This window comes from Paenibacillus sp. MSJ-34 (assembly GCF_018918005.1).
Taxonomy (GTDB): domain Bacteria; phylum Bacillota; class Bacilli; order Paenibacillales; family Paenibacillaceae; genus MSJ-34.
This window is the reverse complement of the sequence record NZ_JAHLPR010000027.1, coordinates 34,199-58,704: the sequence shown is the minus strand read 5'-3', so window position 1 is coordinate 58,704 and position 24,506 is coordinate 34,199. Positions and strand designations below refer to the sequence as shown.

Sequence of the window (24,506 nt, the reverse complement as noted above, 5' to 3'; positions counted from 1 at the left end):
ATGAAAAAAGTTGGAAGAAGTATATTGTTGACGCTTTGCCTAATACTGGCATTCAGCTCTTTAGCCGCGTGCGCTTCGACGGGAGGGAACGATTCCGCGGATCTGTCTCCGGGCGGCAATCAAGGCAATCAAGGCTCGTCCGGCGGAAAGGTGCAAATCAAATTTTCCGGTTGGGGCGAGCCGGAGGAGAAGGAGCTTTACGAACAAATCATTAAAAATTTCGAAGCGCAAAACCCGAATATTAAAGTTCAGTATATTCATATTCCAGCCGACTATGGCGGCAAAATGAACACCGTCTTGGCCGGCGGAGACGCTCCCGACGTATTCTATGTCGGCGACGGCGACTTCAGCCGTTGGGTGAAGCTGGGCGTGCTGATGAATTTGGAACCGATGATCAAGGAAACGGGAATGGATTTGAGCGACGTTTGGGAAACGGCATTGACCCGTTACCGGTATGACGGACAGAAATCGGGCTTGGGCGATGCGTACGCTTTGCCGATGGATATCGCGCCGACCGTTCTATATTACAATAAAAAATTGTTCGACGAAGCGGGCGTTCCGTATCCAAGCTCCGAGCAGCCGATGACCTGGGACGAATTGCTCGACACCGCAGCCAAATTAACGAAGGATACGAACGGCGACGGAAAGCCGGAGCAGTACGGTATCGGTCCGTTATGGTGGGAAGGCATGGTATGGGGGAACGGAGGCGAGATCTTAAGTGCCGACCGCACCGAATTTATGCTGGATCGGCCGGAAGCGACGGAAGCGCTGCAGTTCGTATCCGATATACAAAACGTTCATAATTTGGCTCCGAACGGCCGCGCGCTGCAAGCGATGAACGACGGGCAAATGTTTGAGACGGGCAGGCTGGCGATGATCACGTCCGGAAGATATTCCACCCTCGGGTTCCGCAAGCTGAACTTCGACTGGGACGTCGCGCCGATCCCGGCGAACGGCGAGTGGAGCGGATGGAGCGCATCCGTAGGCTTCTCCGTATCCAGCAAGTCCAAGCATCCGCAAGAAGCGTTTCAATTTCTGCAATACTTGGTAAGCGAGGAAGTCAATCAAATCCGCGCGGAAGCGGGATTGTCGATGCCGATCTATAAGGAAATGGCCAATTCGGACGTGTTCCTGCGGCCGGATTTAAAACCGCAGCACGCGGAAGTTTTCCTGAAAGCGGCCGAGCATCAGCAGCCAGGGCCTTGGACGTATGTGCCGAACAATAAATGGTGGGATACGGTCAACCAAAATCTAGGGCAATTGTGGGAAGGCAAGAAGACGGCGCAGCAGTTGATGGACGAAATTAAGCCGGCCGTCGAGAAAGCGTTGAAGGAAGGAAATCCCGATCTTTTTCGGTAAGAGAGGTTGAGAATAATGGCGCAATCTATAACGGGCCCGTCCGTCCCGCCTAAGAAAAAATCCCGTTATTATCGAAGGGAGCATTGGTGGGGATACTTGTTCGTCGCCGCTCCGATTGTCGGGTTCCTGATCTTCGGCTTTATTCCGATCTGTTATTCGGTATACGTCAGTTTTACCACTTTCGACGGATTTGGAACGCCGGAGTTGCAAGGAGCGGCGAATTATGCGAAGCTGCTGTCCGAGGATCCGCTCTTCTGGAAAACGTCGTTGAACACGGTCTATGCGGCCGTCGGGATTCCGCTCACGATGGCGGTTTCCCTGGGCATTGCGGCGGCGCTAAACCAGAAGATTCGCGGCATCCGCCTGTTCCGTACGGCGTTCTTCCTGCCGACGATCAGTTCGGTCGTTGCGCTGACGTTGCTATGGAAATGGATTTTCAATTCCGATTTCGGATTGCTTAACTATTTGCTGGGATGGGTCGGCATACACGGCCCGTCCTGGCTGAACGACGAGAATTGGGCGATGCCGGCCATGATCGTGCAGGGCGTGTGGGGCGGTTTGGGCTTCAATATTGTGCTCTATTTGGCGGCGCTTCAAGGCGTGCCCGGCAGCTTGCACGAAGCGGCGGAAATCGACGGCGCGGGCGGTTGGCAAAGATTTCGCCATATTACGATACCGTGCATTTCGCCGACGACGTTATATATTTTGGTCACTTCCATGATCGGCGCATTGCAGGATTTCCCAAGATTCCAAATTATGACCGAAGGCGGGCCGAATTTCTCGACCATGACGATCGTGTACTATATTTTCCAGAACGCCTTCCGGTATATGGACATGGGATACGCCGCGGCGATGGCCTGGATGCTGGGCATTGCGATTATGATCATTACGGTATTGAATTTTTACTTCTCCAAACGTTGGGTTCATTACGATTAAGGGGGCGGGAATATGGCGCAAGCAGCTTACCATTCATTGTACGTTCAACGCCGGAGAAGAGAACAAGTGAAACAAGCGTTTGCTTATCTTTTTCTGACGATCGGATCTTTCATTATGGCGGTTCCGTTTCTATGGATGCTGTCGACATCGTTGAAGGCGGAAGGCGCCGTGTTCGATATGCCGCCGCGCTGGATTCCGGAAGTATTTGCTTGGGAGAATTACACGCTCGTGTTTACGAAGGCGAATTTATTCGGCGGCTTTATCAATACGATGCTCATTATTATGCCCCCGCTAGTCGTCGGTCTGTTTACAAGCTCGCTCGCGGCATACGGATTTGCGAAGCTTAGATTTCCGGGGCGGGATCTGTTGTTCGCCCTGCTGCTGGCCACCGTTATGATTCCCGGCGTCGTTACGATGGTGCCCGCGTTTATTCTGTACAAGTATCTCGGCTGGATCGACAGTTGGAGGCCGCTGATGATTCCGGGAATGTTCGGCGCGGCGATGACCGTATTTTTCCTGCGCCAATTTTTCAAGACAATTCCTTCCGAATTGGAGGAAGCCGCCAAAATGGACGGATTGAATCCGTTCGGCATTTTTGCCCGCATCATCGTGCCGCTGTCGAAACCGGCGCTGGCGACGCAAGCGATTTTCGGCTTTCTGGGCGGGTATAACGATTATATGGGACCGCTCATTTACATTAACAGCCCGGAGAAGTTCACGCTCCAGTTGGTGCTCGCTTCCTTCCAAGGCGCGTACCGCGCGGAATGGACGTTAATTATGGCGGGCTCGGTGCTGGCGTTAATACCGACCGTCGTATTATTCTTTTTCGCGCAAAAATATTTCGTGGAAGGAATTACGATGACCGGTTTGAAAGGATAATTCGTACTCGAGAATACGGGGGGAACGGGATTTGACCGGAAACAAACGATTCATATGGATTGGTATTGGCTTGATCGTCGTACTGGCCTGCGTGGCGGCCGCATTGGCGGCGGGCGTTTGGACAGTGAAACGGAATGGGGGCGAAGCGGGTGATTCCGCGTCCTCAACTTATCGGAATCCGGTATTCGAACCGGTATTTGCCGATCCGGCATTGATACGCGGGGAGGACGGTATGATCTACGCATATGCCACCGAAGACGATTGGGGCGACGGGGAAGGAAGCCGCGTCGTTCCGATTCTACGTTCCGGCAATTTGCAGGATTGGGAGTATGTCGGCGAAGCGTTCGACCGGAAGCCCGAATGGAAGGGAGGCGGAGTATGGGCCCCCGACATCGCTTATTATAACGGGAAATATTATTTGTATTATACGATGTCGTTATGGGGCGATCCGGACCCGGGCATCGGCGTGGCCGTGGCGGATTCCCCCGAAGGACCCTTTACGGACCGGGGCAAAATTTTCACAAGCTCGGAGATCGGCGCTTACTCGATCGATCCGATGTTCTTCGTCGAAGACGGGAAGCCGTATCTGTTCTTCGGGAGCATCGAAGCGGGCATCTTCGGGATTGAATTGACGGCGGACGGAATGCAAACGGCGGGCGACAAATTTCAAATCGCGTCTTCGGGATATGAAGCTCCTTATATGATTAAGCGGAACGGGCATTATTACTTTTTCGGCTCGATGGGAACATGTTGCGACGGCGCCGACAGTACGTACCGCGTGGCGGTCGGCAGAGCGGAATCGCTGAAAGGGCCTTACTTGAACCGCGAAGGCGGGGATCTGCTCTATAATGAGGGAAATGTCATGTTGACCGGATATTTCCCGCCTGAACCGGAGGGCGCACCGTTCGTCGGCCCGGGACATAATGCCGTCATAACGGACGACCGCGGGACGGATTGGATCGTATATCATGCGATCGACGTCAACGCTCCCAAAGTGGGAAGCGGCGCAACGCGCAGGCCCCTCATGATCGATCCGATCGTATGGGAGGACGGCTGGCCCACCGTGGCCGATGCCAAGCCGAGCGTCGGGGAAAGGGAAGGGCCGGTCTTTCATCGGAAATGAGCTCGATCGCGGCATGGTAACGGTTCGAAAGAGACAGTCGACGAACTGTCGTCGCCATTCAAAACTGTAACGGAACTGGAAGACCTTAATGTGGCAAAAAACAGTCTTTTTGAATTCTAACGGAAGCCAGCGCTCTTATTTGTTGTTTTCCAAGCAAGAAATGAACAAATGAACGCAAATAAGGTTCCTCACTTCCGTTACATTTTGAAAAGTCTCGATTTTGTACAAATAGAGTCTCCTGTTTCCGTTAGACGTGAAAAGGCTGCATCCGGTAGAATCCATCTACTCGCGATGCAGCCTTCTTCTTGCCGAAACGTCTTATTTTTTCGCCGCTTCGTAACGTTTGCCCACTTCGTCCCAGTTGACTACGTTCCAGAACGCAGCAATGTAGTCAGGGCGTTTGTTTTGATATTTCAAGTAATATGCATGCTCCCAAACGTCAAGCCCGAGGATTGGCGTGTCGCCTTCCATGATCGGATTGTCTTGGTTCGGCAAGGAATATACTTTCAATTTGCCGGAAGGGTCAACGGCAAGCCATGCCCAACCGCTGCCGAAACGGGTAGCAGCCGCTTTGGCGAAATCTTCTTTGAACTTGTCGAAGCCGCCAAGCTCGTTGTTGATCGCTTCGGCCAATGCGCCTGTCGGAGCGCCGCCGGCGTTCGGGCCGATCGTCGTCCAGAACAAGGAGTGGTTCGCATGGCCGCCGCCGTTGTTGCGAACGGCAGTGCGGATGCTCTCCGGCACGCTGTTCAGATCGGCGATCAGATCTTCAACGCTCTTGCTTTGCAATTCAGGAGCGGACTCCAGCGCCGCGTTCAAGTTGGTTACATAAGTGTTGTGGTGACGATCGTGGTGAATCATCATCGTCGTTTCGTCAATGTGCGGTTCGAGCGCGTTGTTTGCATAAGGTAACGGTGGTAATTGATGTGCCATAATTGAATACCTCCCAAAATATGTAGTCTTCACTATTTTATTAAACCTTATTTTTCATAATAAATCAATATAAATGTTTAAAAAGTCGAACGCTTTTCATTCCCCGACTAGGATTGCCGTGTTTTCGTCGGTTTATACAGGGGAAAACCGCGGTCGCCGCTTCCCGGACAGGCGTTGCGAATACAATATAGCATTTCCAATAGAAGAAAGGATGATCGCAATGTCAAACGAATGCAATCGCAACGCGCCGGGACAATGTGCGGACGCGGAAGGAAGGGATACGATCGCCGACGGGACGGCCGCACATGCGGAAGGAATTGCTACCGCCGCCCATGCTGCCGCATCGCATGCCGAAGGATTGTCCACGCTGACATACGGGCCGGCGGCGCATGCGGAGGGAGCCGATGTTTGGGCCATCGGAACGGCTTCGCATGCCGAGGGAAGCGGAACCAGAGCGGTGGCCGCCTTTACGCATGCCGAAGGTCTGGGAACAATGGCAGGCTTGTTCCCGGACAAAGGGATTGGGGCGCATGCCGAAGGAAATGCCACGGGCGCGTCCGGCGACTTTGCCCATGCGGAGGGATCTGGGTCAAGCGCTGGCGGCGACTTCGCCCATGCGGAAGGACAACTATCCTCAGCCGACGGGACGGGCTCGCATGCCGAAGGTTACAGCACTCTGGCGCGAGGGGAATTTTCTCATGCGGAAGGCGACTCAGCAGAGGCAGTCGGAATAGGTTCACATGCCGAGGGCTCCGGCTCGGTTGCCGGCGGCGCGTACTCGCATGCCGAAGGGGTCGGGACGGAGACGACGGGAGAAGCTTCGCATGCGGAAGGGGAACGATCGGCCGCCGGCGGCAGAGGCTCTCATGCCGAAGGCTATAGAACGATTGCCAGCGGCCGCTATTCCCACGCGGAAGGATTTTTCACTTTGGCGAGCGGGGATTATTCCCATGTGGAAGGATGGGGCAACGAATTTCTGGATGTTCGGAATACGGCCAGCGGCGCTGCAGCTCATGCCGAGGGGGGAGGGTTCCATCAGGCATACGGATATGGCCCGACTCTCGCGGCAGGCGATGTTTCCCATGCGGAAGGATACCGTACGGTTGCCGGTGGTTTTGCTTCGCACGCCGAAGGCGACCGCTCGGTGGCGGGAGAATATGCCAGCCACGCGGAAGGAAGGGCGACGCAGGCATACGGGATCGCTTCGCATGCCGAGGGAGATCAATCCACGGCGAGCGGGGATGCGTCGCATGCGGAGGGCAGCGCTACGATCGCGAGCGGCAACAGTTCCCATGCCGAAGGAATAAGCACGGATACGAACCTTTATACCGGCGCGCATATTATGGGACGCTACGGCCAAGCGAATGAAGAGTATTCATGGCATCTGGCTTACGGTACAGGGACAACCCCGCACTTGGCAGCCAAAATATCCGGGCCGCAGGGGCAGGGCATTGCCGAGAACGGTTGGGTGACAGGCGCGGCCGATTATGCGGAAATGTTTGAAACCTGCGACGGCAGGCCGATCGACGTCGGCTACTTCGTCACTTTGGAAGGAAGCAAGATCCGCAAGGCAACGGCCTCGGATATTTATATTCTGGGGATTACGAGCGCGACGCCCGGAGTTGTAGGGGATGCGGCCGAATTAAGCTGGAAGCATAAATTTATGAGGGACGAGTGGGGCAGGACGATCATGCGCGAGGTAATCTATCCCGCCGAACAAGACGAATACGGCGTGGTCATTAAACCGGAGCGAAAAGTAAGAGAAGCGGTCGTCAATCCGGCATTCGATCCTTCCCGCGAATATATTCCGCGATCGCAAAGGCCCGAATGGGTTGCGGTCGGCTTGCTGGGCAAATTGCTCGTTCGGGATGACGGGACATGCCCGGTCAACGGATATTGCAGGCCGAACGATCAAGGCATCGCTACGAATGCCGTTACCGGTTATCGCGTGTTGGAACGTACCGGGCCGAATCAAATCTTAGTGTTGTACGCGTTCATGATTTGATGTAATCGACCTGTCGGAACATCGCCTGCATGTCTATCCATGTAGATAGGATAAGTATCGTCATGCCGAAGGGCGGCGTTCCGGCATTTTTATGTAAGCGCTTAAAATGAAGCGTTTTCAAGAGGAAAAGCGAGGAAATTAATGTTTTTTTAAGATTAAAGGAGGATTTCATCGTTTTTTGTCGTATTTTATAAAGATCGCTGAAAAAAGGCATACGACAGTCAGTTCAGTTTTTGAAAATCACATAAGATAAACATAAGGGGAGTAGAACATGCGTATTCGTTCCTTTCAATTGTCGGATTACATTCAAGTGACGGAGCTGTTGCAAGAATCGTTGTCGGAGGAGTGCTACGAGCAGACGATGGAGGCATTTGCCAGACAATTATCGCTCGATAGCGATCTAGTGTTGGTGCATGAACGGGATGACGCTCTCGTTGGCGTTATTATCGGAACGATTGAGAATAGCCAGGGTTGTTATTACCGGTTGGCGGTTCATCCGAAGTATCGCGGCCAAGGCAGCGGCAAGGCGTTAATTTCCGCATTGCAGCAAAGATTCTTGCAACGCAAAGTAACGCGCATTTGCATTGCGGGCGACGAACATAACGAACCGGTGTTGCCGTTATATGCCGCGATGGGGTACGGGGCGGCGCATGTTTTACGAACTTTTCAAAAATTAAGAATCGTGGCTGGATAATATTTCTGCACTTATAGGATTGGCAAGGAGACGAAGCATATCTTTTCATCTATTGCAAACGATGGGGAGATATGTTTTTCTATTGATATGAAAACAAACAACCGATACCAACCGTTAACGATTAAAAGCTTTAAGCATGACGGCCGTTTGCACCGGATGTGGCTGGAAAACTGGCTCGTCCCGGAAGAAGAGCTCGGACCGGACCATACGGAACAGTCGATGACCGTCGCCATCAATTCCCAAACGCCGATCGTCGAAGCGGACGGCAAGCGCTGGTTCAGCAAAGTGCCTGCGGTAACCTTTTTTATTCCGCAAATGTGGTTTAATGTCGTCGCGCTCGTTGAAGATACGGGAATCCGATATTATTGCAATATCGCTTCCCCGCCCTATAAAAGCGATGCCGATCATGTCATTACATATATCGATTACGATCTGGATGTCGTGCTTCATCCGGATGGACAAGTTCAACTGCTGGATTGGAACGAATATGAAAAGAACCGGGCCAATTACCGGTATCCCGAACTTGTGGTGCGGAAATTGATGAATGGGCTCGAACAATTGAAACTGCGAATGGAGGGCGGCTTGGCGCCGTTTCAGGATGAGGCCGTGCTGCGTTATTATTCGGCTTGGAGGGAATCGCAATGAAAGAAATTACGTTATATACGGACGGCGCTTGCTCCGGAAATCCCGGCCCCGGGGGATGGGGCGCTATTCTCATGTACGGCGGTCACCGCAAAGAGCTGTCCGGCGGGGAGCGGGATACGACGAACAATCGGATGGAAATTAAAGCCGTCATCGAAGCGTTGAAGCTGTTGAAGGAGCCGTGCAAGGTCAAAGTTTACAGCGACTCGGCCTATGTCGTGAACTGCTTCAAGCAGGGATGGATCCGGGGCTGGCTGCGCAACGGTTGGAAGAACAGCAAAAACCAGCCTGTCGAAAATCAGGATCTATGGAAGGAGCTATGGGCTTTAATGGGAACCCATGAGGTGGAATATATTAAAGTGAAGGGCCATAGCGACAATGAATTGAACAATCGCTGCGACTTGCTGGCGCGGGAAGCGATCAAGCGGTTGTCGTGAGATCCGGCAGCCGGTTTCCCGGTGCGAGTCGGATTAGGGGATTAGGGCGGTAATAGGTACGATTGTACCTTATTAGCGACCCAATAGGAGTCTAAGTTTGGGGGAAGTTGGGGTGAATTTAAGCTTTTGAGAACGAATATACCTTATTAACGAATGAAAATTCTTAAATATGCTTCGCGAATCGAAAGCATATCTTTCCACCCATTGCAAATGGAGGGGAGATATGCTTTCCTATTATTATGTAAAAAAACGAAGCGCAACAAGGTGGCGCGAACGGAAAAGGGGTGGGTGGAATGACGAAGCCGGAGAAGATGGAAGCGGGAACGGAGAGCGGGTACTGGGGACAATTGAAGGAAGAAATCAAGCGAGCCGCGCCGCAGCTTGGCATCGATCAAATCGGATTCGCCTCGGCCGCCCCGTTTGAGACGTTGAGACAAAGGCTGCTCGCACACCGGGCCAAAGGGCATGAATCCGGATTCGAGGAGAAGGATATCGAGAAAAGAGTGCGTCCCGAACTAAGCTTGAGCGAACCGCAATCGATGATCGCCATCGCGATCGCCTACCCGTCGAAGATGGCGAATCCGCCGAAGTCGGAGCCCGGAGCGTATCGCGGCATATTGGCCCGGTCCGCATGGGGGGAAGATTATCACCATGTATTGCGCAATCGGCTGGCCCGATTGGAGACGTTTATACGCGATCGGGTCGAAGGCGCACGGATGGAGAGCATGGTCGATACCGGGGCGCTGGTCGATCGGGCGGTTGCCGAGCGGGCCGGCATCGGCTGGAGCGGCAAGAACTGTTCGATTATATCGCCGGAATGGGGCTCGTGGATTTATATCGGCGAGATGATCACGAATATTCCTTTTCCGCCGGACGAGCCGGTCACCGACGATTGCGGGGACTGTACCGCATGCATCGACGCCTGTCCGACAGGCGCGCTTGTCGGCCCGGGCCAATTGAACGCGCAGCGATGCATCTCGTTCTTGACGCAAACGAAGCATACGCTGAGCGACGAATTTATGCGCAAAATCGGCAACCGGCTATACGGCTGCGACACTTGCCAGATCGTGTGCCCGAAGAATCGCGGCAAGAACTGGACGCATCAGCCGGAACTGCAGCCTGATCCGGAATTGGCCAAGCCGCTTCTTATCCCGCTGCTCTCCATGAGCAACAAGGAATTCAAGGAACGATTCGGCAGCAGCGCCGCCGCGTGGCGGGGGAAGAAGCCGATCCAGCGCAATGCGGTGATCGCCCTGGGCAATTTCAAAGACCGCAGCGCCGTTCCGCATTTGCGGACGGTGATTATGGAAGACCCGCGGCCGGAATTGCGGGCAACCGCCGCATGGGCGCTCGGGAAAATTGGAGGAGATGAGTCGATGCGGGCATTGACGGATAGCTTGGGACAGGAAAAGAACGAAGAAGTGCTCGAGGCGGTGCAAGAAGCACGAGCGAAACTGGGGGCCGCCGGGAAAACGTTATTTTACGGCGAGATGGATTCCCCCATCGGCACGCTTACGTTATGCGCGACCGACAAAGGGTTATGCCATATCGAATTCGGCGCCGTGTCCGAACGGAAGCAAGAGCTCGAACGCTGGGCGCAGCGTTGGTGGGGCGAGGCGGAATTTATAATGAATCAGGGGAAATTGAGCGGCGTTATCGAGCAATTGGAACAATATTTTGCGGGAAGCCGGCATTCGTTCGATTTGCCGTTCGAGACGCTCGACTTGCAAGGGACGGAATTTCAACGCAAAGTTTGGCGGGCGTTGACGGAAATTCCGTACGGCGAGGTATGTTCGTATAAACACATCGCCGAGCGGATCGGCAATCCGAAGGCGGTGCGCGCCGTCGGCGGAGCCAACAACAAAAACCCGATTCCCATTATTATTCCATGCCATCGCGTCATCGGCGCGGGAGGCCAAATGGTCGGATACGGCGGAGGTTTGGATAAGAAAGAAACATTGCTGGCGCTCGAACGGCTGTGATGTTTGTCATAGGCGAACGGACGTGCTATGATAGTTTTTATCGAATGGAACAATTATCAAGTGAACAAAGGGTGACGCATAATGAATTATATTATTCCGATTATCACGCTGGTTGTCGGTTTAGTGCTCGGGTTTATTATTGGCGTATTCTATTTGCGCAGGCAGTTGACCAAAATGCAAAGCGATCCGGACATGCTTGCCAAAATGGCGAAGCAAATGGGTTACAACTTGAACAACAAGCAAATGCAGCGCGCTCAGCAAATGATGAAGAACAAAAAATTCAAATAACGCGAATTGTTAGGAGGGGAGCCAGTGGCAGGAGTTAAAGATTACAAAAACTTGCACGCAGCGGAAAATCATGAACAAATCGAATATCACGTGAGGGAAATTTTGCGGTTGATCGGCGAGAACCCGGATCGTGAAGGTTTGTTGGAAACCCCGGAACGCGTAGCCAGAATGTACGAGGAGATTTACGCAGGATACAGCGTCGATCCGCGCGAAGTGCTCGGCGTCACGTTCGACGAACAGCATGAAGAACTCGTTATCGTCAAGGACATCGTATATTACAGCCAGTGCGAGCATCATACGGCGCCGTTCTTCGGCAAAGTGCATATCGGATATATTCCGAGCGGGAAAATAGCCGGTTTGAGCAAATTGGCGCGATTGGTCGAAGCGGTTACGCGCCGCCTCCAGGTGCAGGAACGGATTACATCGCAAATTGCGGATACGATGGAGGAAGTGCTTCAGCCGCACGGCGTTATGGTTGTGGTGGAAGGAGAGCATTTATGCATGTGCGCCCGCGGCGTGAAGAAACCGGGCAGCAAAACGGTTACGTCCGGAATTCGCGGCCGTTTCCGCGAAGACTCCGCGCTCCGCGCCGAATTTTTATCGTTGATCAAGCAATGAAACAGTTAGGGACGGTGCGGCGCGCCGTCCCTTTTGCCTTAGATTCCTTACTTATCAATACGGAATCCACTTCAGTTTCTTGGCTTTGCTGAACCGGTCGGCAACGTACGGCCAGTAGACGACGTTCCACCAGTCTTGAATATAGGCGGCCCGGTTGTTCTGATGCTTCAAGTAATAAGAGTGCTCCCATACATCGAGCGGAAGCAGCGGAATGACGTCCCATTGCGTCCGGTTCTGATGTTTTTCGGCTTGCAAAATTTCCAAACGCCAACTGCGCGGGCTCCAGACGAGGATCGCCCATCCTCCGCCCTCGGTCTTATCGGCCGCTTCGGTAAATTGCGCCTTGAACTGTTCGTAGCTGCCGAAATCCTGCTTGATTTGCGCAGCCAAAGGCCCGGATGGCGTGCCGCCGCCTTTCGGGCTCATCACATTCCAGAAGATCGTATGTAAATAATGCCCCGCCCCATGGAAAGCCAGCTCGCCTTCCCAATGTTTAATCAGATCGAAATTGCCGCTCTTTCTCGCTTCCAGCAGCGCCCGTTCGGCTTTGTTCAGTCCGTCGACATAGCTTTTGTGATGCTTGTCGTGGTGGATGCGCATCGTCGCTTCATCGATATACGGCTCCAAGGCGTTATACGGATACGGCAAAGGCGGCAATTGATGTCCGCCGATCGGTACCGGCTTGCCGTTCATATCCAAGGCGTCCGTCCAGCTGAGCAAATCGCCGCGTTCCACCTCATTGACCGGCGCCCCGTCCCCCGTTGTCTCATTTCCGCCCGGTTCGTCTTGGGATGAAGAAGGGTTGTTGTCGGCTCTGCTCTCCTCCGGCGCCCGTTCGTTCCAAGGCATGCCGTCTTCCTGCCGCTCGCCGCGCAGATCGCCTTCCCTGGCGTCGAGATGAGTGAGCGTCTGCAACACGTTCAAGAAGTATTCCGATTCCCGGATAATATGTTCCAATACCGTCGGAGCGAGAGGGACTTGTTTGACCGCCTGGCTGGTGCGCTCGATATGTCGCAGGTGGGCGATAAATCGATTCGATTGCTCGCAGGAAACGCGCAGCAGATCGTTGATTTGCGCTTTAAACTGCGGGCCGATCTGTGCGGGCGCCTGTAGGGCGGCGTCAAGATAGGCTTGCGCAGCTTGTTCGGTTTTGTCGAACACGTTTTCCCACTCGCGCATCAGGTTCACAAACGGTTGTTCCAGATTAGGGATAATGGCGGTAATGACGGATGTATGCTCTTTTTCCTGCGTCTTCCAAAACCGGATCTCTTCCAGCAAGCGCACGGGCATCAATGCGCCATATACTTGCAGCATAGGCACGAACCTCCTCTACGTAACGTTTCTACTTACTACTATATTCAAGGAGGTCCATGTCCTATGTCCTAATCCATGTCGTTTCTTATGCGCGCACGCGAATGAGATCGCGGAGCCGCTTATTCGAAGTGCGTTAATGGATGCTGCTCAAGAAGCTGGCCGTTCTGCTCAAATATTGCCGGGCGTTTTGCTGGAAAATCATTTCATGCAGCGCATCCTCGGCAATCCATACGCCGGAGGAAGGATTCGTTTGATTGGCGGCGATTTGCTCGGCGATCGTGTACGGCGCCTTATCGTCTCTCGTGCCGTGAATGAACAAAATCGGCATCGGGTAGTCGGTATGTTTCACTTGCTCGTAAGGAATTTGCTGCAGTCCGGTTCCGCTGAGCAACGGGAAAAACAAACGCAGCATCGTTATCGAAAGGTCGCGGGGCAAATCGATATATTGCTCAATGTTATGATAAATCGTATCCGGTTCGGGCAAGAACATGCTGTCCAATATCATCGCGTCGATCTCGTCCGTTTGCAGGGCGGCTTGCAGCGCAGTGCCGGCGCCCATGGAGAAGCCCCATACGAGAACTTGCTCGGCTCCTCGCTGCTTCGCGTAATGAACGGCGCCGAGCAATTGCCGGCTTTCCGTCTTGCCGCCGGTGGCCGCCGTTTTATGCGTAGCGGAAGCGAAGCCGTAATCGAACAGGATGACGTTGTAATTCAAGCGATGGGCGAATTGGGCCAGATCGTAGACTTTGACCCACGGTTCCTCGCGGTTCGTGCCGTATCCGTGGCTGAATACAATGGTTCGTTTCGATTGATCCGCAGGAATATACCATCCGTTCAAATCGGTGCTATGATCGATAGCGGGAAAAACGATATTTTCATACTGCAGGCCTTTTTCCTGATAAGGATTCGAGACGATCGCAGCGGTGTGCGGATTGGAGAGCAGCAGAACGATAAATCCGTGCAGCGCCATAAAACAGAAGATGATGAAAAACAACATCGATAGAAGCAGAGCGACAAGCAAATGTTTCAAAGGCTTTCTGCGTTTGGCGACAACAGGCAAATTGCCGAGGAGATTGCCTTGCAGCGGTACGTTTGTCAATGTCGATGTGCTCATAACCGTTTCCCCCGATTCTATGATGATGGTTCGCTAAACTGCGTTCATTTGAAAGCGCTGCAGATGATAGTAGTACTATAGTATGATGCTCCAACGTCCCGGTCAACGGAAATTGTCGAATTGTAAGGTGTTTGTAATCTACTTGTAATATAGAAAAATTGGTGCAATATTTCGCTGCGGCAAGCCGGTTATTTGGTCTTCGCACTTTACGCGGGATTCGAAATTAGGTTATACTGTACGTAACGAGGTTTCATTCTATGAAACTATTTGCATAGAGTGAATTTGGAATTTTACCCGATCTTATAGATGGGAAACGGAGGTATCGCCGATGGAGGATCGTAAGCTAACGGTTCGTGCGGTCGAACGGGCTTTGGATATATTAATGTGCTTTACGTCGGGCAAAGATTTGAGCCTAACGGAAATCTCCGGCAAGATCGGATTGCATAAAAGTACGGCGCATCGCCTGCTGACGACGCTGGAGGAGAAAGGATTCGTCATTCGCGACGGGGCGACGGACAAATACCGGCTCGGTTTTCGCATTTGGGAACTGTCGGCGGGCTTGTCGCAAGCCGGCGATCCCGCGGTGCTGCTGCTGCCTGAGATGGAGCGGCTGCGCGATCTGCTGGGCGAAACGGTCAGTTTATATTTGCGGGACGGCAAAGAACGGATCCGCATTCAAGCCGTACAGAGCAATCAGGCGATACGCCGCGTTGCGCCGGTAGGGGTAAGGCTGCCTTTGAACGTCGGCGCGTCGAGCAAAGTGTTGGTCGCTTTCGCGGAGCCGGAGGAGCGGCAGGAACTTATCGACGAATTCCCATGGACATCGGCCGCGGAGAGGGACCACTATACGGAGCAATTGTCCGGCATCCGGTCGGCAGGCTATGCCACAAGCATCGAGGAGCGCGAAACGGGGGCCGCCGCCGTCTCGACGCCGATCTTCGACCGTTCGGGCCGATTGTACGGCGCGTTATCCGTATCCGGACCGGTAAACAGGCTGTCTCTCGAGACATTGCGGCAGCATGCCCCGATCGTGATCGAAGCGGCGGACCGGATGGGCAAAATGTTGAGCCGGAACGCTTAAAAAATAATAAAAAAGGGTTAAAAACGTTCAACGGAACGAAATAGCTGTCAAACGATAAGAAAAGCCGATGCGCTCGATTTGTTCGAGCTGCACCGGCTTTTTGTTGTAGGCGCTGTTACATCCATTTATCGCCCCATGCTTGAATTTTCTCGATAATCGGCTCCAAGGCTTGCCCTTTCTCGGTTAATTCGTATTCGATCCGAACGGGAGTCTCGGGGTAGACGTTCCGTTGAAGAATTCCGCCTGCTTCCAGCTCTTTAATGCGGTCCGTCAACATTTTATCGCTCATTTCCGGGATTTGATGTTTAATGTCTTTGAAACGCTTCGGTCCGTCAAGCAGCACACGCACGATTAAACCTGTCCATTTCTTGCCGAGCACATCCATGGCAGATTCGTATTTCGGGCACATTTTTGAGTAATCCATTTCCAATCACACCTTTCGGGACTTTTCGAAGCAACGATTTTACATCTTGTTTTTTATTTTATCATAGTAGAGTAAAAAAAGTAAGTGAATATCAACTTTTTATAAGTTACTTTAATTATATTAGTATAATTGGCTGTTCTAAATTTCCATTCTCAAAATATTCATATTAATAGTTACTTGACATAAGTGAGTTAATTAAGTATATTATAAAAAGTAAGTAACATATTAAATTAAAGTAAAATAGATGAAAGGATGGTCAAGATGGCGGATATAGGTTTGTTGATTGTTCGGGTAGTAATCGGTCTGCTGTTTATCGGTCATGGGACGCAAAAATTGTTCGGATGGTTTGGCGGATACGGCGTGAAAGGGACGGCGGGCTGGTTCGAATCGATCGGCATCAAGCCGGGCGTACCGATGGTGGTGTTCGTCGGGCTTGCGGAATTAGTGGGAGGCTTGCTGTTTGGAGCGGGGTTATGGCTTCCGGTCGGTTCGGCGTTGATCGTCATCGTCATGCTGGGGGCGATTTTCAAGTCGAACGGCGCGAAAGGCTTGTGGATCACGCAAGGCGGTTTCGAATACGATCTCGTCCTGCTCGTTGTCGCTGTCGGCATTGCGCTGACCGGCGCAGGAGCGTACTCGATCGACGCTCTGTTGAAATAAGGGGAGAGGGTCGTCCGCGGAAACGGGCGGCCTTTTTTCTTGGAGTATGGGATCGCTCGCCCTCTTCTACAGCAGTTGCAAAAATCCAGCTATGCTAGCTTGTTTTTCTCGTTTTGCGCACTAGCGTTGCATCGGAGAATTGGTATCCGGACCGCAGGGCCGTTATTTCGCGTCAAAACCGCATATTCGCTGTTTAGGCGGACACTGGTTCCGTTATTCCTTCGTTGAAGGGCTTATTTTTACGCTTTTATCGCGAATAAAGGATCGTATGTCCGCAAACTGTCCCAAATCGAGCCTTTTGTCACAATTAGCGTCTCCTGTGTCCGAGATCCTGTTTTGGAGCCGTGAAAACGCGCCGGATAAGCGGATAGCTTCATCGTTTGCGGAGGGCGGACAAAACAAAACCCGGGAGGCTGATCACCCCCCGGGTATTATGCGTTATTGTGCGATCATTTGGCGCAACACGGTTTGCAGAATGCCGCCGTTATGGTAGTAATCCACGTCGACCATGCTGTCAAGCCGCGCAGTTACGTTGAACTCGAAGCTGCTGCCGTCTTCGCGGGTAGCGATGACTTTCAACGTTTGGCCAGGCTGTACGTCGTTGTTCAAGCCGAGAATGTCGAACGTTTCGCGGCCGGTAATGCCGAGCGATTTCCAGCTTTGGCCGTCCTGGAATTGCAGCGGCAGTACGCCCATGCCGACCAGGTTGCTGCGGTGAATACGCTCGAAGCTTTCGGCGATAACCGCTTTGATGCCGAGCAAGAACGTTCCTTTCGCCGCCCAGTCGCGCGAGCTGCCCGTTCCGTACTCTTTGCCGGCGATGACGACAAGATCGGTGTTCCGATCTTGATATTTCATCGAAGCGTCGTAAATCGACATCACTTCATCGGCAGGCAGATAGGTCGTTACGCCGCCTTCCGTACCCGGAGCCACTTGGTTGCGGATCCGGATATTCGCGAATGTTCCGCGCATCATGACTTCATGGTTGCCGCGGCGGGAGCCGTAGGAGTTGAAGTCCTGTCTCTTCACGCCATGCTCGATCAAATACGAACCGGCCGGGCTGTCGACTTTAATGTTGCCTGCAGGCGAGATATGGTCGGTCGTAACCGAATCGCCGAGCAAGGCCAATACTTTGGCGTTGCGAATTTCTTGAATATCGTTCAAGTTCGTGCCCAAGTTTTCGAAGAACGGCGGATTTTGAATGTACGTCGACTTCGCATCCCATTCGTACAACTCGCCTTGCGGCACATCGATTTGGTTCCATCGTTCGTTTTGCGTAAACACGTTTTCGTACTTCGCGCGGAACATATCCGGGCTTACGGCCGTTTGAATCGCTTCTTGAATCTCTTGCGAAGTCGGCCAAATATCTTTCAAGAAGACCGGTTGGTCGTTCTGATCGTAGCCGATCGGCTCGTTGGCAAGGTCGATATTGACCGTTCCCGCAAGCGCGTAAGCGACGACGAGCGGAGGCGAGGCGAGATAGTTCGCTTTCACCTGCGCGTGAACGCGGCCTTCGAAGTTCCGGTTGCCGGACAGAACGGCAGCAACCGTCATATCGTTGTCGGCGATCGCTTGGCCGACTTCATCCGGCAACGGACCGGAGTTGCCGATGCAAGTCGCGCAGCCGTATCCGGCCACGTGGAAACCGAGCGCTTCGAGCGGCTCGAGCAGGCCGGCTTTGATCAAGTATTCGGTAACGACGAGCGATCCCGGCGTCAAGCTGCTTTTGACGTATCCCGGTTTTTTCAAACCGCGCTCGACCGCCTTTTTCGCCACCAAGCCTGCGCCAAGCATAACGCTTGGGTTGGACGTATTGGTGCAGCTCGTAATCGCTGCGATGACGACGGCGCCGGTGCCAAGGCGGCTCGTTTCGCCGTTCGGATGCTTCACTTCGACCGTTTGCGCGATGTTGTCTTCGCTTAAGCCGTATCCGCCCTTATCGATCGGGGTACGGATGATGCTGTTGAACGATTCTTTCATCGCCGTCAATTCCACGCGATCTTGCGGACGTTTCGGACCGGCGAGGCTCGGTACGATCGATCCGAGATCAAGCTCGATGACGTCGGTGAAGACAGGGTCCGGCGTATCGTCCGTACGGAACATGTTCTGCGCTTTGTAATATTGCTCCACAAGCGCGATTTGCTCTTCGGAGCGTCCGGTGCTGCGCAAATAGTTCAGCGTCTCGCTGTCGACCGGGAAGAACCCGATCGTCGCGCCGTATTCCGGAGCCATATTGGCAACCGTTGCGCGGTCCGCCAAGCTGATATTGCTGAGGCCAGGGCCGTAAAATTCTACGAATTTGCCGACGACGCCTTTCTTCCGCAGCAATTCCGTTACGGTCAGAGCAAGGTCGGTTGCCGTCGAGCCTTCGGCCAGGCGGCCCGTCAATTTGAAGCCGATGACTTCCGGCGTCACGAAATAGAGCGGCTGCCCGAGCATGCCGGCTTCCGCCTCGATGCCGCCGACGCCCCAACCTACGACGCCAAGGCCGTTGATCATCGTCGTATGCGAGTCCGTGCCGACGAGCGAATCCGGATATACTTCCGTCACGCCGTCAACCGATTTCGTCGCGGCGACCGATGCGAGGTATTCCAAGTTTACTTGGTGCACGATTCCCGTCGCCGGAGGAACGGCGCGGAAATTGTTGAACGCCGTTTGCGCCCAGCGGAGGAAACGATAACGCTCTTCGTTGCGCTCGAACTCAACGTTCATATTGTATTCCAGCGCTTCCTTGGAACCGAACGCGTCAACCATGACCGAGTGGTCGATGACGAGGTCGACCGGTACGAGCGGGTTGATTTGTTTCGGGTCGCCGCCCGCTTTTTTGACCGTATCGCGCATTGCCGCCAGGTCTACGACAACCGGCACGCCGGTGAAGTCCTGCAGCACGATGCGTGCGGGAATAAACGGAATTTCTTTGTTATCGTCGCGGCCTTCCGCCCAGCCGGCGATCTGTTTCACATGCTCGTTCGTAATCGCTCTGCCGTCGAATTGACGAACCGCCGCTTCCAATAACACTTTAATGGAGAACGGAAGTTTGGAAATGTTGCCTAATCCTTGTTCTTCGAGGCTTTGCAGACTGTAGTAGCGGTACGATTTGCCGCCGACCTGCAGTTCCTTTGCCGCGGAGAAGTGGTCTTTCTTAGACATGTTGATGCGCCTCCTTCTGTATCATGGTTTTGCTTTGGAATCGTTTTTGTTTCACTAGATGAAACTCGATTTCAAAATAATAACTACTTTTATTATAGCGTCTTTCCTCGGAGGGGTAAAGATTTTTTTGCGGAAAGGCAATCGGTTAATGGGAGTAGCTGCGCCCGGCTATTTTTTGTTCATGGAAACGCCTCTTCTTTCATATATTTCATATATTGAACAAAGTCGTTTTTAGCTTGTCTAGAAGGAGGGGGAGCGATGCAGCGGGAATGGAAAAACACATTATATATGTACGTTAATCAATACAATCGCTCGGAGGTCGATTATCGGCCGCAAGCAGTTAACCCGATCGTCACCGACCTGGATCATGTGATGCGCAAAAGCGAACGGATGCAATTGCTTGAGAGATGGTACAGGGAGCGCGCATCGGTGCCGCTGCGCAGCGAAACGCGCACGAAGCTGCTGCGGACGAGGGAAGGGGACGGGGAGGTTGTCGTCGATCTTGAATTTCATATCCGGCGGTATTATGAGAAACGTAATATAACCCATATGGAGGAACGATTGGAACGGGAACGCCTCACGTTAAGCCGCGACGGGCAAGCCTGGCTCGTCACCCGGGTCGAAACGGCCGTGCCGGAGAGGCATCCCGTGATGGTTCACGCTCCGTCGATCGCCGTACCGGCCGCAGCCGAACTGCAGGAAGAACCCCTAAAAGCCCAGTCCGTGCCTTATTTAAATATGGATGTACTAGGTTTTGCCAAATCGTCCCGGGCTATACCTTATTACCGGCAGCGGGCCGTGCAATATGCGGACCAATGGTGGAACGAGCCGAATCCGGATTTTCTTACGTTTGAAGTCGATTGCACCAATTTTGTTTCACAATGTCTCTTTGCAGGCGGGGCCCCAATCTACTATACTGGTAGAAGGGAATCGGGCTGGTGGTATAAAGGCCGGATCAACGGGCGCGAAGAATGGAGCTTTAGCTGGGCGGTCTCGAACAGCTTGCAAGCATATCTCAGTGCCAGCCGAACCCATTTGCGCGCGGAAGCCGTAAGCGGCCCGGAAGAGCTGCAGCTTGGCGACGTCATCCTCTATGATTGGGACGGCAACGGCCACTATCAGCATAGCGTCATCGTAACCGCGTTCGACGCGGGAGGCATGCCGCTAGTGAACGCGCGGACGACCAGCAGCCGCCATCGATATTGGGATTACCGCGATTCCTACGCTTGGACGGATCAAACGAAATACCGTTTTTTTCATATTGCAGATCAGTTTTGACAAATTCGATATCAAATAATTACGCATTGCGGAGGTTGTCATGGGAGACAAGGGGAAGATACGCGTAGGTCTCATCTACGGAGGCAAATCAGGCGAGCATGAGGTGTCCTTATCGACGGCGCTTGCGGTGATGAAAGCATTCGATTACGGCAAATACGATATCGTGCCGTTTTATATAACGAAAGAAGGGGAATGGCGCACAGGGCCGCAGCTGATGTCCCCGCCGGATGATTTGGAATTTCTGCAGTTCGGGCCGGCCGAGGACGGGAATGCGCGGGAAGCGGCGCTCCTGCCGGTATTGTCCGGACTGAGCGCTCCGCAGGAGAAGCCTTTGCAAGGCAATGACAGGATGCTTGACGTCATGTTTCCGCTGCTGCACGGAACGTTCGGGGAGGACGGAACCATTCAAGGGCTGTTCGAAATCGCCAATATCCCTTATGTCGGGGCGGGCGTCCTGGCATCGGCCGTCGGCATGGATAAGGTGATCATGAAGAAAGTGTTCGCCCAGGCGGACTTGCCGCAATGCATGTACCGTTATTTTACCCGGAAAGAGTGGGAGAAGGATTCTTCCTATCATATTATGGAGATCGAAGTATCGCTCGGCTATCCGTGCTTCGTGAAGCCGGCCAATCTCGGATCAAGCGTCGGCATCAGCAAAGCGCGCAACCGCGAGCAGTTGATTGCGGCGGTGGAAACGGCGCTCCGTTACGACCGGAAAGTCATCGTCGAAGAGTATGTCGAAGCGCGTGAAATCGAAGTAAGCGTGCTCGGCAACGACGAGCCGAAAGCGTCCGTTCCCGGCGAGATTATGTCTTCCAACGATTTTTACGATTATAAGGCCAAGTATACCGACGGCAAATCCGTTATGACGATACCGGCCGAGATTTCCCCCGAATTAACGGAAGAAATTCGAGAAATGGCGGTGCTCGCTTTTCAGGCGATCGACGGTTCGGGATTGGCGCGGGTCGACTTCTTCGTCCGCAAATCGGACGGCCGCCCGTTAATCAACGAAGTGAATACGATGCCGGGATTTACCCCGTTCAGCATGTATCCTCTTCTATGGCGCGAATCCGGCGTATCGTACCGGGAATTGCTCGATACCCTCATCTCGCTTGCTTTCGAGCGGCATAACGATAAACAGCAATTATTGTTCGGGGACGAGGCCAAATTGATGACCAACGTTACACCGGGAGAGTAGATGCTTGCCAATAGATGGAGCAATAAATCGAATCTTAACGACGTTTAAGGAGGGGTTCCGATGGGATTTCAAACGGAATTTAATTCGGTCTGCAAGTTTAAATCGGAGCAGGAACTGTACGAATTGCTGGAATACGGCCGCGGCAAAATGGTCAAGAACGGATTTCGCGTTTATCCGACGGGGCAGAAAGTGATCGCTTATACGCCGGACAATCGAGCCATCGCTATCGTCAAAATCGTCGCTTCGATCGCCGAAATCAATTTTCAAGGCCAGGAAGTGACCGAAGTAGAGATGGAATTGGTGCGCAAGCTGACCGACGAGGAGTCGCGAATTCAGACCGATTTGGCGTATGAAATGTTTTTCGGAGAGCAGGAAGGCAAATAAACGGCCTAGTGCTTGGCGCAAGCGCAGTGATTGGCGCTAGCGGCGGATCGGCTTAACGGGCAATAGGCAAGCGCGAGGGGCGCGGCTTCGTTTGCGGCGAAAACGGACAGGCTGTCGGTTTGATGGTTTTTACTTGAAATTCAACCGGAAATAGGGTACTTTTTACAAAGAGCCGCTATCATGCGGCGAGAGGAGGATATTGGAATGAGTCAATTATTGAACGGCAAAAATATCGTCATCATGGGAGTTGCGAACGATCGCAGCATCGCATGGGCGATTGCGCAATCATTGGCAGCCCAAGGAGCCAGATTAGCATTTACATATGAGAGCGAACGGGTACAGGAACGTGTGCGCAAACTGGCGGACACGATTCCGAATTCGATCATACTCCCTTGCAACGTGACCGTTGACGAGGAAATCGACGCGCTGGCGGCGCAGTTGAAGGAGCATTTCGGCGTGCTTCACGGCGTCGTGCACAGCATCGCGTTTGCCAAAACGGAAGAATTGGAAGGACAGTACGTCAACACTTCCCGCGACGGATTCGCCTTGGCGCACGATATTAGCGCTTATTCGCTGACCGCGGTGGCTCAGCGGCTTCATCCGCTGATGACGGAGGGCGGCAGCATCATGACGATGACCTATCTCGGCGCCGAGCGCGTGCTGCGCAACTACAACGTCATGGGCGTGGCGAAAGCCGCATTAGAAGCTTCCGTTCGCTATCTGGCGAACGATTTGGGTCCTGCGAACATTCGCGTCAACGCGATATCGGCAGGTCCGATCCGCACTCTTGCGGCCAAAGGGATTAAAGACTTCAACTCCATCCTGCACGAAGTGGAGCAGAAGGCGCCGCTGCGCCGAACGACGGAAACGGCGGAAGTGGGAGACACGGCGATGTTCCTGATGAGCCATCTTTCCCGCGGCATCACCGGCGAAGTCATCTATGTCGACAACGGCTATCATATCGTCGGCGTGTAGCATTGCATATCAGGGAGTTCGTTTCTATGCGTTGGCCCGAAGGCTCGTATTGAAACGGACTTTTTCTTTCATTTGCAACTTTTTGGCAGAAAGAAGGCGAAAGAGGGCCATATGCTCATCGTTACCATTATCGTTCTTGTTATCATCGGTCTTGTTTCATCCACGTTCGGCGCGATCGTAGGCCTCGGAGGAGGCATTATCATTGTGCCTGCGCTTATTTACTTCGGTCCGTCGCTTATGGGCGAGGAGATATCGACTGCCACGGCGGTCGGGACTTCGTTGGCGGTGCTGATTTTCACGGCATTATCTTCCACAATTTCTTACTCCAAAAAGAAACTTGTCGATTTTCGAAGCAGCTGGCTGTTTTTCGCGACGAGCGGTCCGGCTTCGATGATCGGCGCCGCTTTGACGGGAAAACTGCAAGATCAATTATTTCAGCTTGTGTTCGGTTTTTTTATGCTTTTCATGGCGATTCTAATGATAGTGAAAGAAAAAATGAAGCCGCGTTCGATCGCGTGGAGAACGGAACGAACCTATACGGATAGCGACGGGAACGTTACGACATACGGCTATCATTGGATCCCCGTATTATTGATCGGTTTTGCGGTGGGTTTCATTTCCGGATTGTTCGGAATCGGGGGCGGCTCTTTATTCGTCCCGCTCATGGTGTTATTGTTTCGTTATCCGCCGCATGTCGCTACGGCAACGTCGATGTTCGTCATCTTCTTGTCCTCCATTCTCGGCAGCGGGATGCATGCTTATTATGGCGAGATCGATTGGCTGCCGGTGGCCGTCCTCGCGCCAAGCGCTTATATCGGCGGCAGAATCGGCGCGTATATTGCGGGGCGAATGAGCGGCAAAGGCTTGCTGTGGCTGTTGCGGATTACGCTGCTCGTATTGGCCGTACGCATGATTATCGGCGGGATGACGTCCGCTTGATTTGGTGTTATCTCGGAATTAGGGCGAAACTTCGCTACCCCAGCAACGTATATTTAAGGGAGAAAAGAATCGATAGAAAGTAGAGTGAAAATC

General features: G+C 53.1%; 23 protein-coding genes. 18 read left to right on the top strand and 5 right to left on the bottom strand.

The features are described from left to right. Genes KQI79_RS14885 through KQI79_RS14870 form a run of 4 tightly spaced genes read left to right on the top strand, consistent with a single transcriptional unit; the run spans position 1 to position 4,297 of the window. Complete coding sequence (locus tag KQI79_RS14885; protein ID WP_216539047.1) at positions 1–1,359, top strand: ABC transporter substrate-binding protein; 1,359 nt, start codon at positions 1–3, stop codon at positions 1,357–1,359. A gap of 15 nt (positions 1,360–1,374) precedes the next feature. Further along, complete coding sequence (locus tag KQI79_RS14880; RefSeq protein WP_216539046.1) at positions 1,375–2,295, top strand: carbohydrate ABC transporter permease; 921 nt, start codon at positions 1,375–1,377, stop codon at positions 2,293–2,295. A gap of 12 nt (positions 2,296–2,307) precedes the next feature. Beyond that, on the top strand, positions 2,308–3,174 hold the full coding sequence (locus KQI79_RS14875) for a carbohydrate ABC transporter permease (protein ID WP_216539045.1): 867 nt from the start codon (positions 2,308–2,310) through the stop codon (positions 3,172–3,174). 31 nt (positions 3,175–3,205) lie between these two features. Then, positions 3,206–4,297, top strand: a complete 1,092-nt coding sequence (locus KQI79_RS14870) for a family 43 glycosylhydrolase (protein ID WP_253298164.1) — start codon at positions 3,206–3,208, stop codon at positions 4,295–4,297. A 318-nt stretch (positions 4,298–4,615) separates the two neighbouring features. On the opposite strand, the gene KQI79_RS14865 is transcribed toward KQI79_RS14870, so the two are convergent. After that, entirely contained in the window at positions 4,616–5,230 is a 615-nt protein-coding gene (locus KQI79_RS14865) for a superoxide dismutase (RefSeq protein WP_216539044.1), read from the bottom strand. 220 nt (positions 5,231–5,450) lie between these two features. Between KQI79_RS14865 and KQI79_RS14860 the strand changes: the two genes are divergently transcribed. The 7 genes from KQI79_RS14860 to folE all read left to right on the top strand — a co-directional run bounded on the left by KQI79_RS14860 (position 5,451) and on the right by folE (position 11,896). Beyond that, on the top strand, positions 5,451–7,235 hold the full coding sequence (locus tag KQI79_RS14860; protein ID WP_253298163.1) for a peptidase G2 autoproteolytic cleavage domain-containing protein: 1,785 nt from the start codon (positions 5,451–5,453) through the stop codon (positions 7,233–7,235). A 271-nt stretch (positions 7,236–7,506) separates the two neighbouring features. Further along, a complete protein-coding gene (locus KQI79_RS14855; RefSeq protein WP_216539043.1) occupies positions 7,507–7,929 on the top strand; it encodes a GNAT family N-acetyltransferase in 423 nt (140 codons plus the stop codon). A gap of 87 nt (positions 7,930–8,016) precedes the next feature. Then, positions 8,017–8,574 (top strand): DUF402 domain-containing protein, encoded by a 558-nt coding sequence (locus KQI79_RS14850; protein ID WP_216539042.1) that lies wholly within the window; start codon positions 8,017–8,019, stop codon positions 8,572–8,574. Beyond that, entirely contained in the window at positions 8,571–9,008 is a 438-nt protein-coding gene (rnhA, locus tag KQI79_RS14845; protein ID WP_216539041.1) for a ribonuclease HI, read from the top strand. Before KQI79_RS14850 ends, rnhA begins: the two co-directional genes overlap by 4 nt. Before the next feature lie 293 nt (positions 9,009–9,301). Then, positions 9,302–10,990 carry a tRNA epoxyqueuosine(34) reductase QueG gene (queG, locus tag KQI79_RS14840; protein ID WP_216539040.1) on the top strand — a complete coding sequence of 563 codons (1,689 nt, stop codon included), beginning with the start codon at positions 9,302–9,304 and terminating at the stop codon, positions 10,988–10,990. Between the two features lie 81 nt (positions 10,991–11,071). Continuing rightward, positions 11,072–11,278, top strand: coding sequence for a YneF family protein (locus tag KQI79_RS14835; protein ID WP_216539039.1), 207 nt, complete (start codon positions 11,072–11,074; stop codon positions 11,276–11,278). 24 nt (positions 11,279–11,302) lie between these two features. After that, positions 11,303–11,896 (top strand): GTP cyclohydrolase I FolE, encoded by a 594-nt coding sequence (gene folE, locus KQI79_RS14830; RefSeq protein ID WP_216539038.1) that lies wholly within the window; start codon positions 11,303–11,305, stop codon positions 11,894–11,896. Positions 11,897–11,950: 54 nt separating this feature from the next. On the opposite strand, the gene KQI79_RS14825 is transcribed toward folE, so the two are convergent. Beyond that, positions 11,951–13,210, bottom strand: coding sequence for a Fe-Mn family superoxide dismutase (locus KQI79_RS14825; RefSeq protein ID WP_216539037.1), 1,260 nt, complete (start codon positions 13,208–13,210; stop codon positions 11,951–11,953). A gap of 133 nt (positions 13,211–13,343) precedes the next feature. Next, the gene (locus KQI79_RS14820) at positions 13,344–14,324 is read right to left on the bottom strand and encodes an alpha/beta hydrolase (RefSeq protein ID WP_216539036.1); all 981 of its coding nucleotides are present in this window, start codon (positions 14,322–14,324) and stop codon (positions 13,344–13,346) included. A gap of 328 nt (positions 14,325–14,652) precedes the next feature. Here KQI79_RS14820 and KQI79_RS14815 point away from each other — a divergent pair, with 328 nt between their 5' ends. Further along, complete coding sequence (locus KQI79_RS14815; protein WP_216539035.1) at positions 14,653–15,405, top strand: IclR family transcriptional regulator; 753 nt, start codon at positions 14,653–14,655, stop codon at positions 15,403–15,405. Positions 15,406–15,520: 115 nt separating this feature from the next. Here the strand turns inward: KQI79_RS14815 and KQI79_RS14810 are convergent, their stop codons facing one another. Further along, positions 15,521–15,829: a winged helix-turn-helix transcriptional regulator gene (locus tag KQI79_RS14810; protein WP_216539034.1), complete on the bottom strand. Its 309-nt coding sequence runs from the start codon at positions 15,827–15,829 to the stop codon at positions 15,521–15,523. A 261-nt stretch (positions 15,830–16,090) separates the two neighbouring features. Here KQI79_RS14810 and KQI79_RS14805 point away from each other — a divergent pair, with 261 nt between their 5' ends. After that, complete coding sequence (locus tag KQI79_RS14805) at positions 16,091–16,489, top strand: DoxX family protein (RefSeq protein WP_216539033.1); 399 nt, start codon at positions 16,091–16,093, stop codon at positions 16,487–16,489. 438 nt (positions 16,490–16,927) lie between these two features. On the opposite strand, the gene acnA is transcribed toward KQI79_RS14805, so the two are convergent. Then, complete coding sequence (acnA, locus tag KQI79_RS14800) at positions 16,928–19,639, bottom strand: aconitate hydratase AcnA (protein ID WP_216539032.1); 2,712 nt, start codon at positions 19,637–19,639, stop codon at positions 16,928–16,930. A gap of 258 nt (positions 19,640–19,897) precedes the next feature. Between acnA and KQI79_RS14795 the strand changes: the two genes are divergently transcribed. The 5 genes from KQI79_RS14795 (at position 19,898) to KQI79_RS14775 (ending at position 24,413) form a co-directional block, all read left to right on the top strand. After that, complete coding sequence (locus tag KQI79_RS14795; RefSeq protein ID WP_216539031.1) at positions 19,898–20,917, top strand: amidase domain-containing protein; 1,020 nt, start codon at positions 19,898–19,900, stop codon at positions 20,915–20,917. A gap of 40 nt (positions 20,918–20,957) precedes the next feature. After that, positions 20,958–22,115, top strand: a complete 1,158-nt coding sequence (locus KQI79_RS14790) for a D-alanine--D-alanine ligase (RefSeq protein ID WP_216539030.1) — start codon at positions 20,958–20,960, stop codon at positions 22,113–22,115. A 60-nt stretch (positions 22,116–22,175) separates the two neighbouring features. Continuing rightward, positions 22,176–22,499 carry a hypothetical protein gene (locus KQI79_RS14785; protein WP_216539029.1) on the top strand — a complete coding sequence of 108 codons (324 nt, stop codon included), beginning with the start codon at positions 22,176–22,178 and terminating at the stop codon, positions 22,497–22,499. Positions 22,500–22,703: 204 nt separating this feature from the next. Continuing rightward, positions 22,704–23,474 (top strand): enoyl-ACP reductase FabI, encoded by a 771-nt coding sequence (gene fabI, locus KQI79_RS14780; protein WP_216539028.1) that lies wholly within the window; start codon positions 22,704–22,706, stop codon positions 23,472–23,474. Positions 23,475–23,585: 111 nt separating this feature from the next. Then, on the top strand, positions 23,586–24,413 hold the full coding sequence (locus tag KQI79_RS14775; RefSeq protein ID WP_216539027.1) for a sulfite exporter TauE/SafE family protein: 828 nt from the start codon (positions 23,586–23,588) through the stop codon (positions 24,411–24,413). The last annotated feature ends 93 nt before the right edge of the window (positions 24,414–24,506 follow it).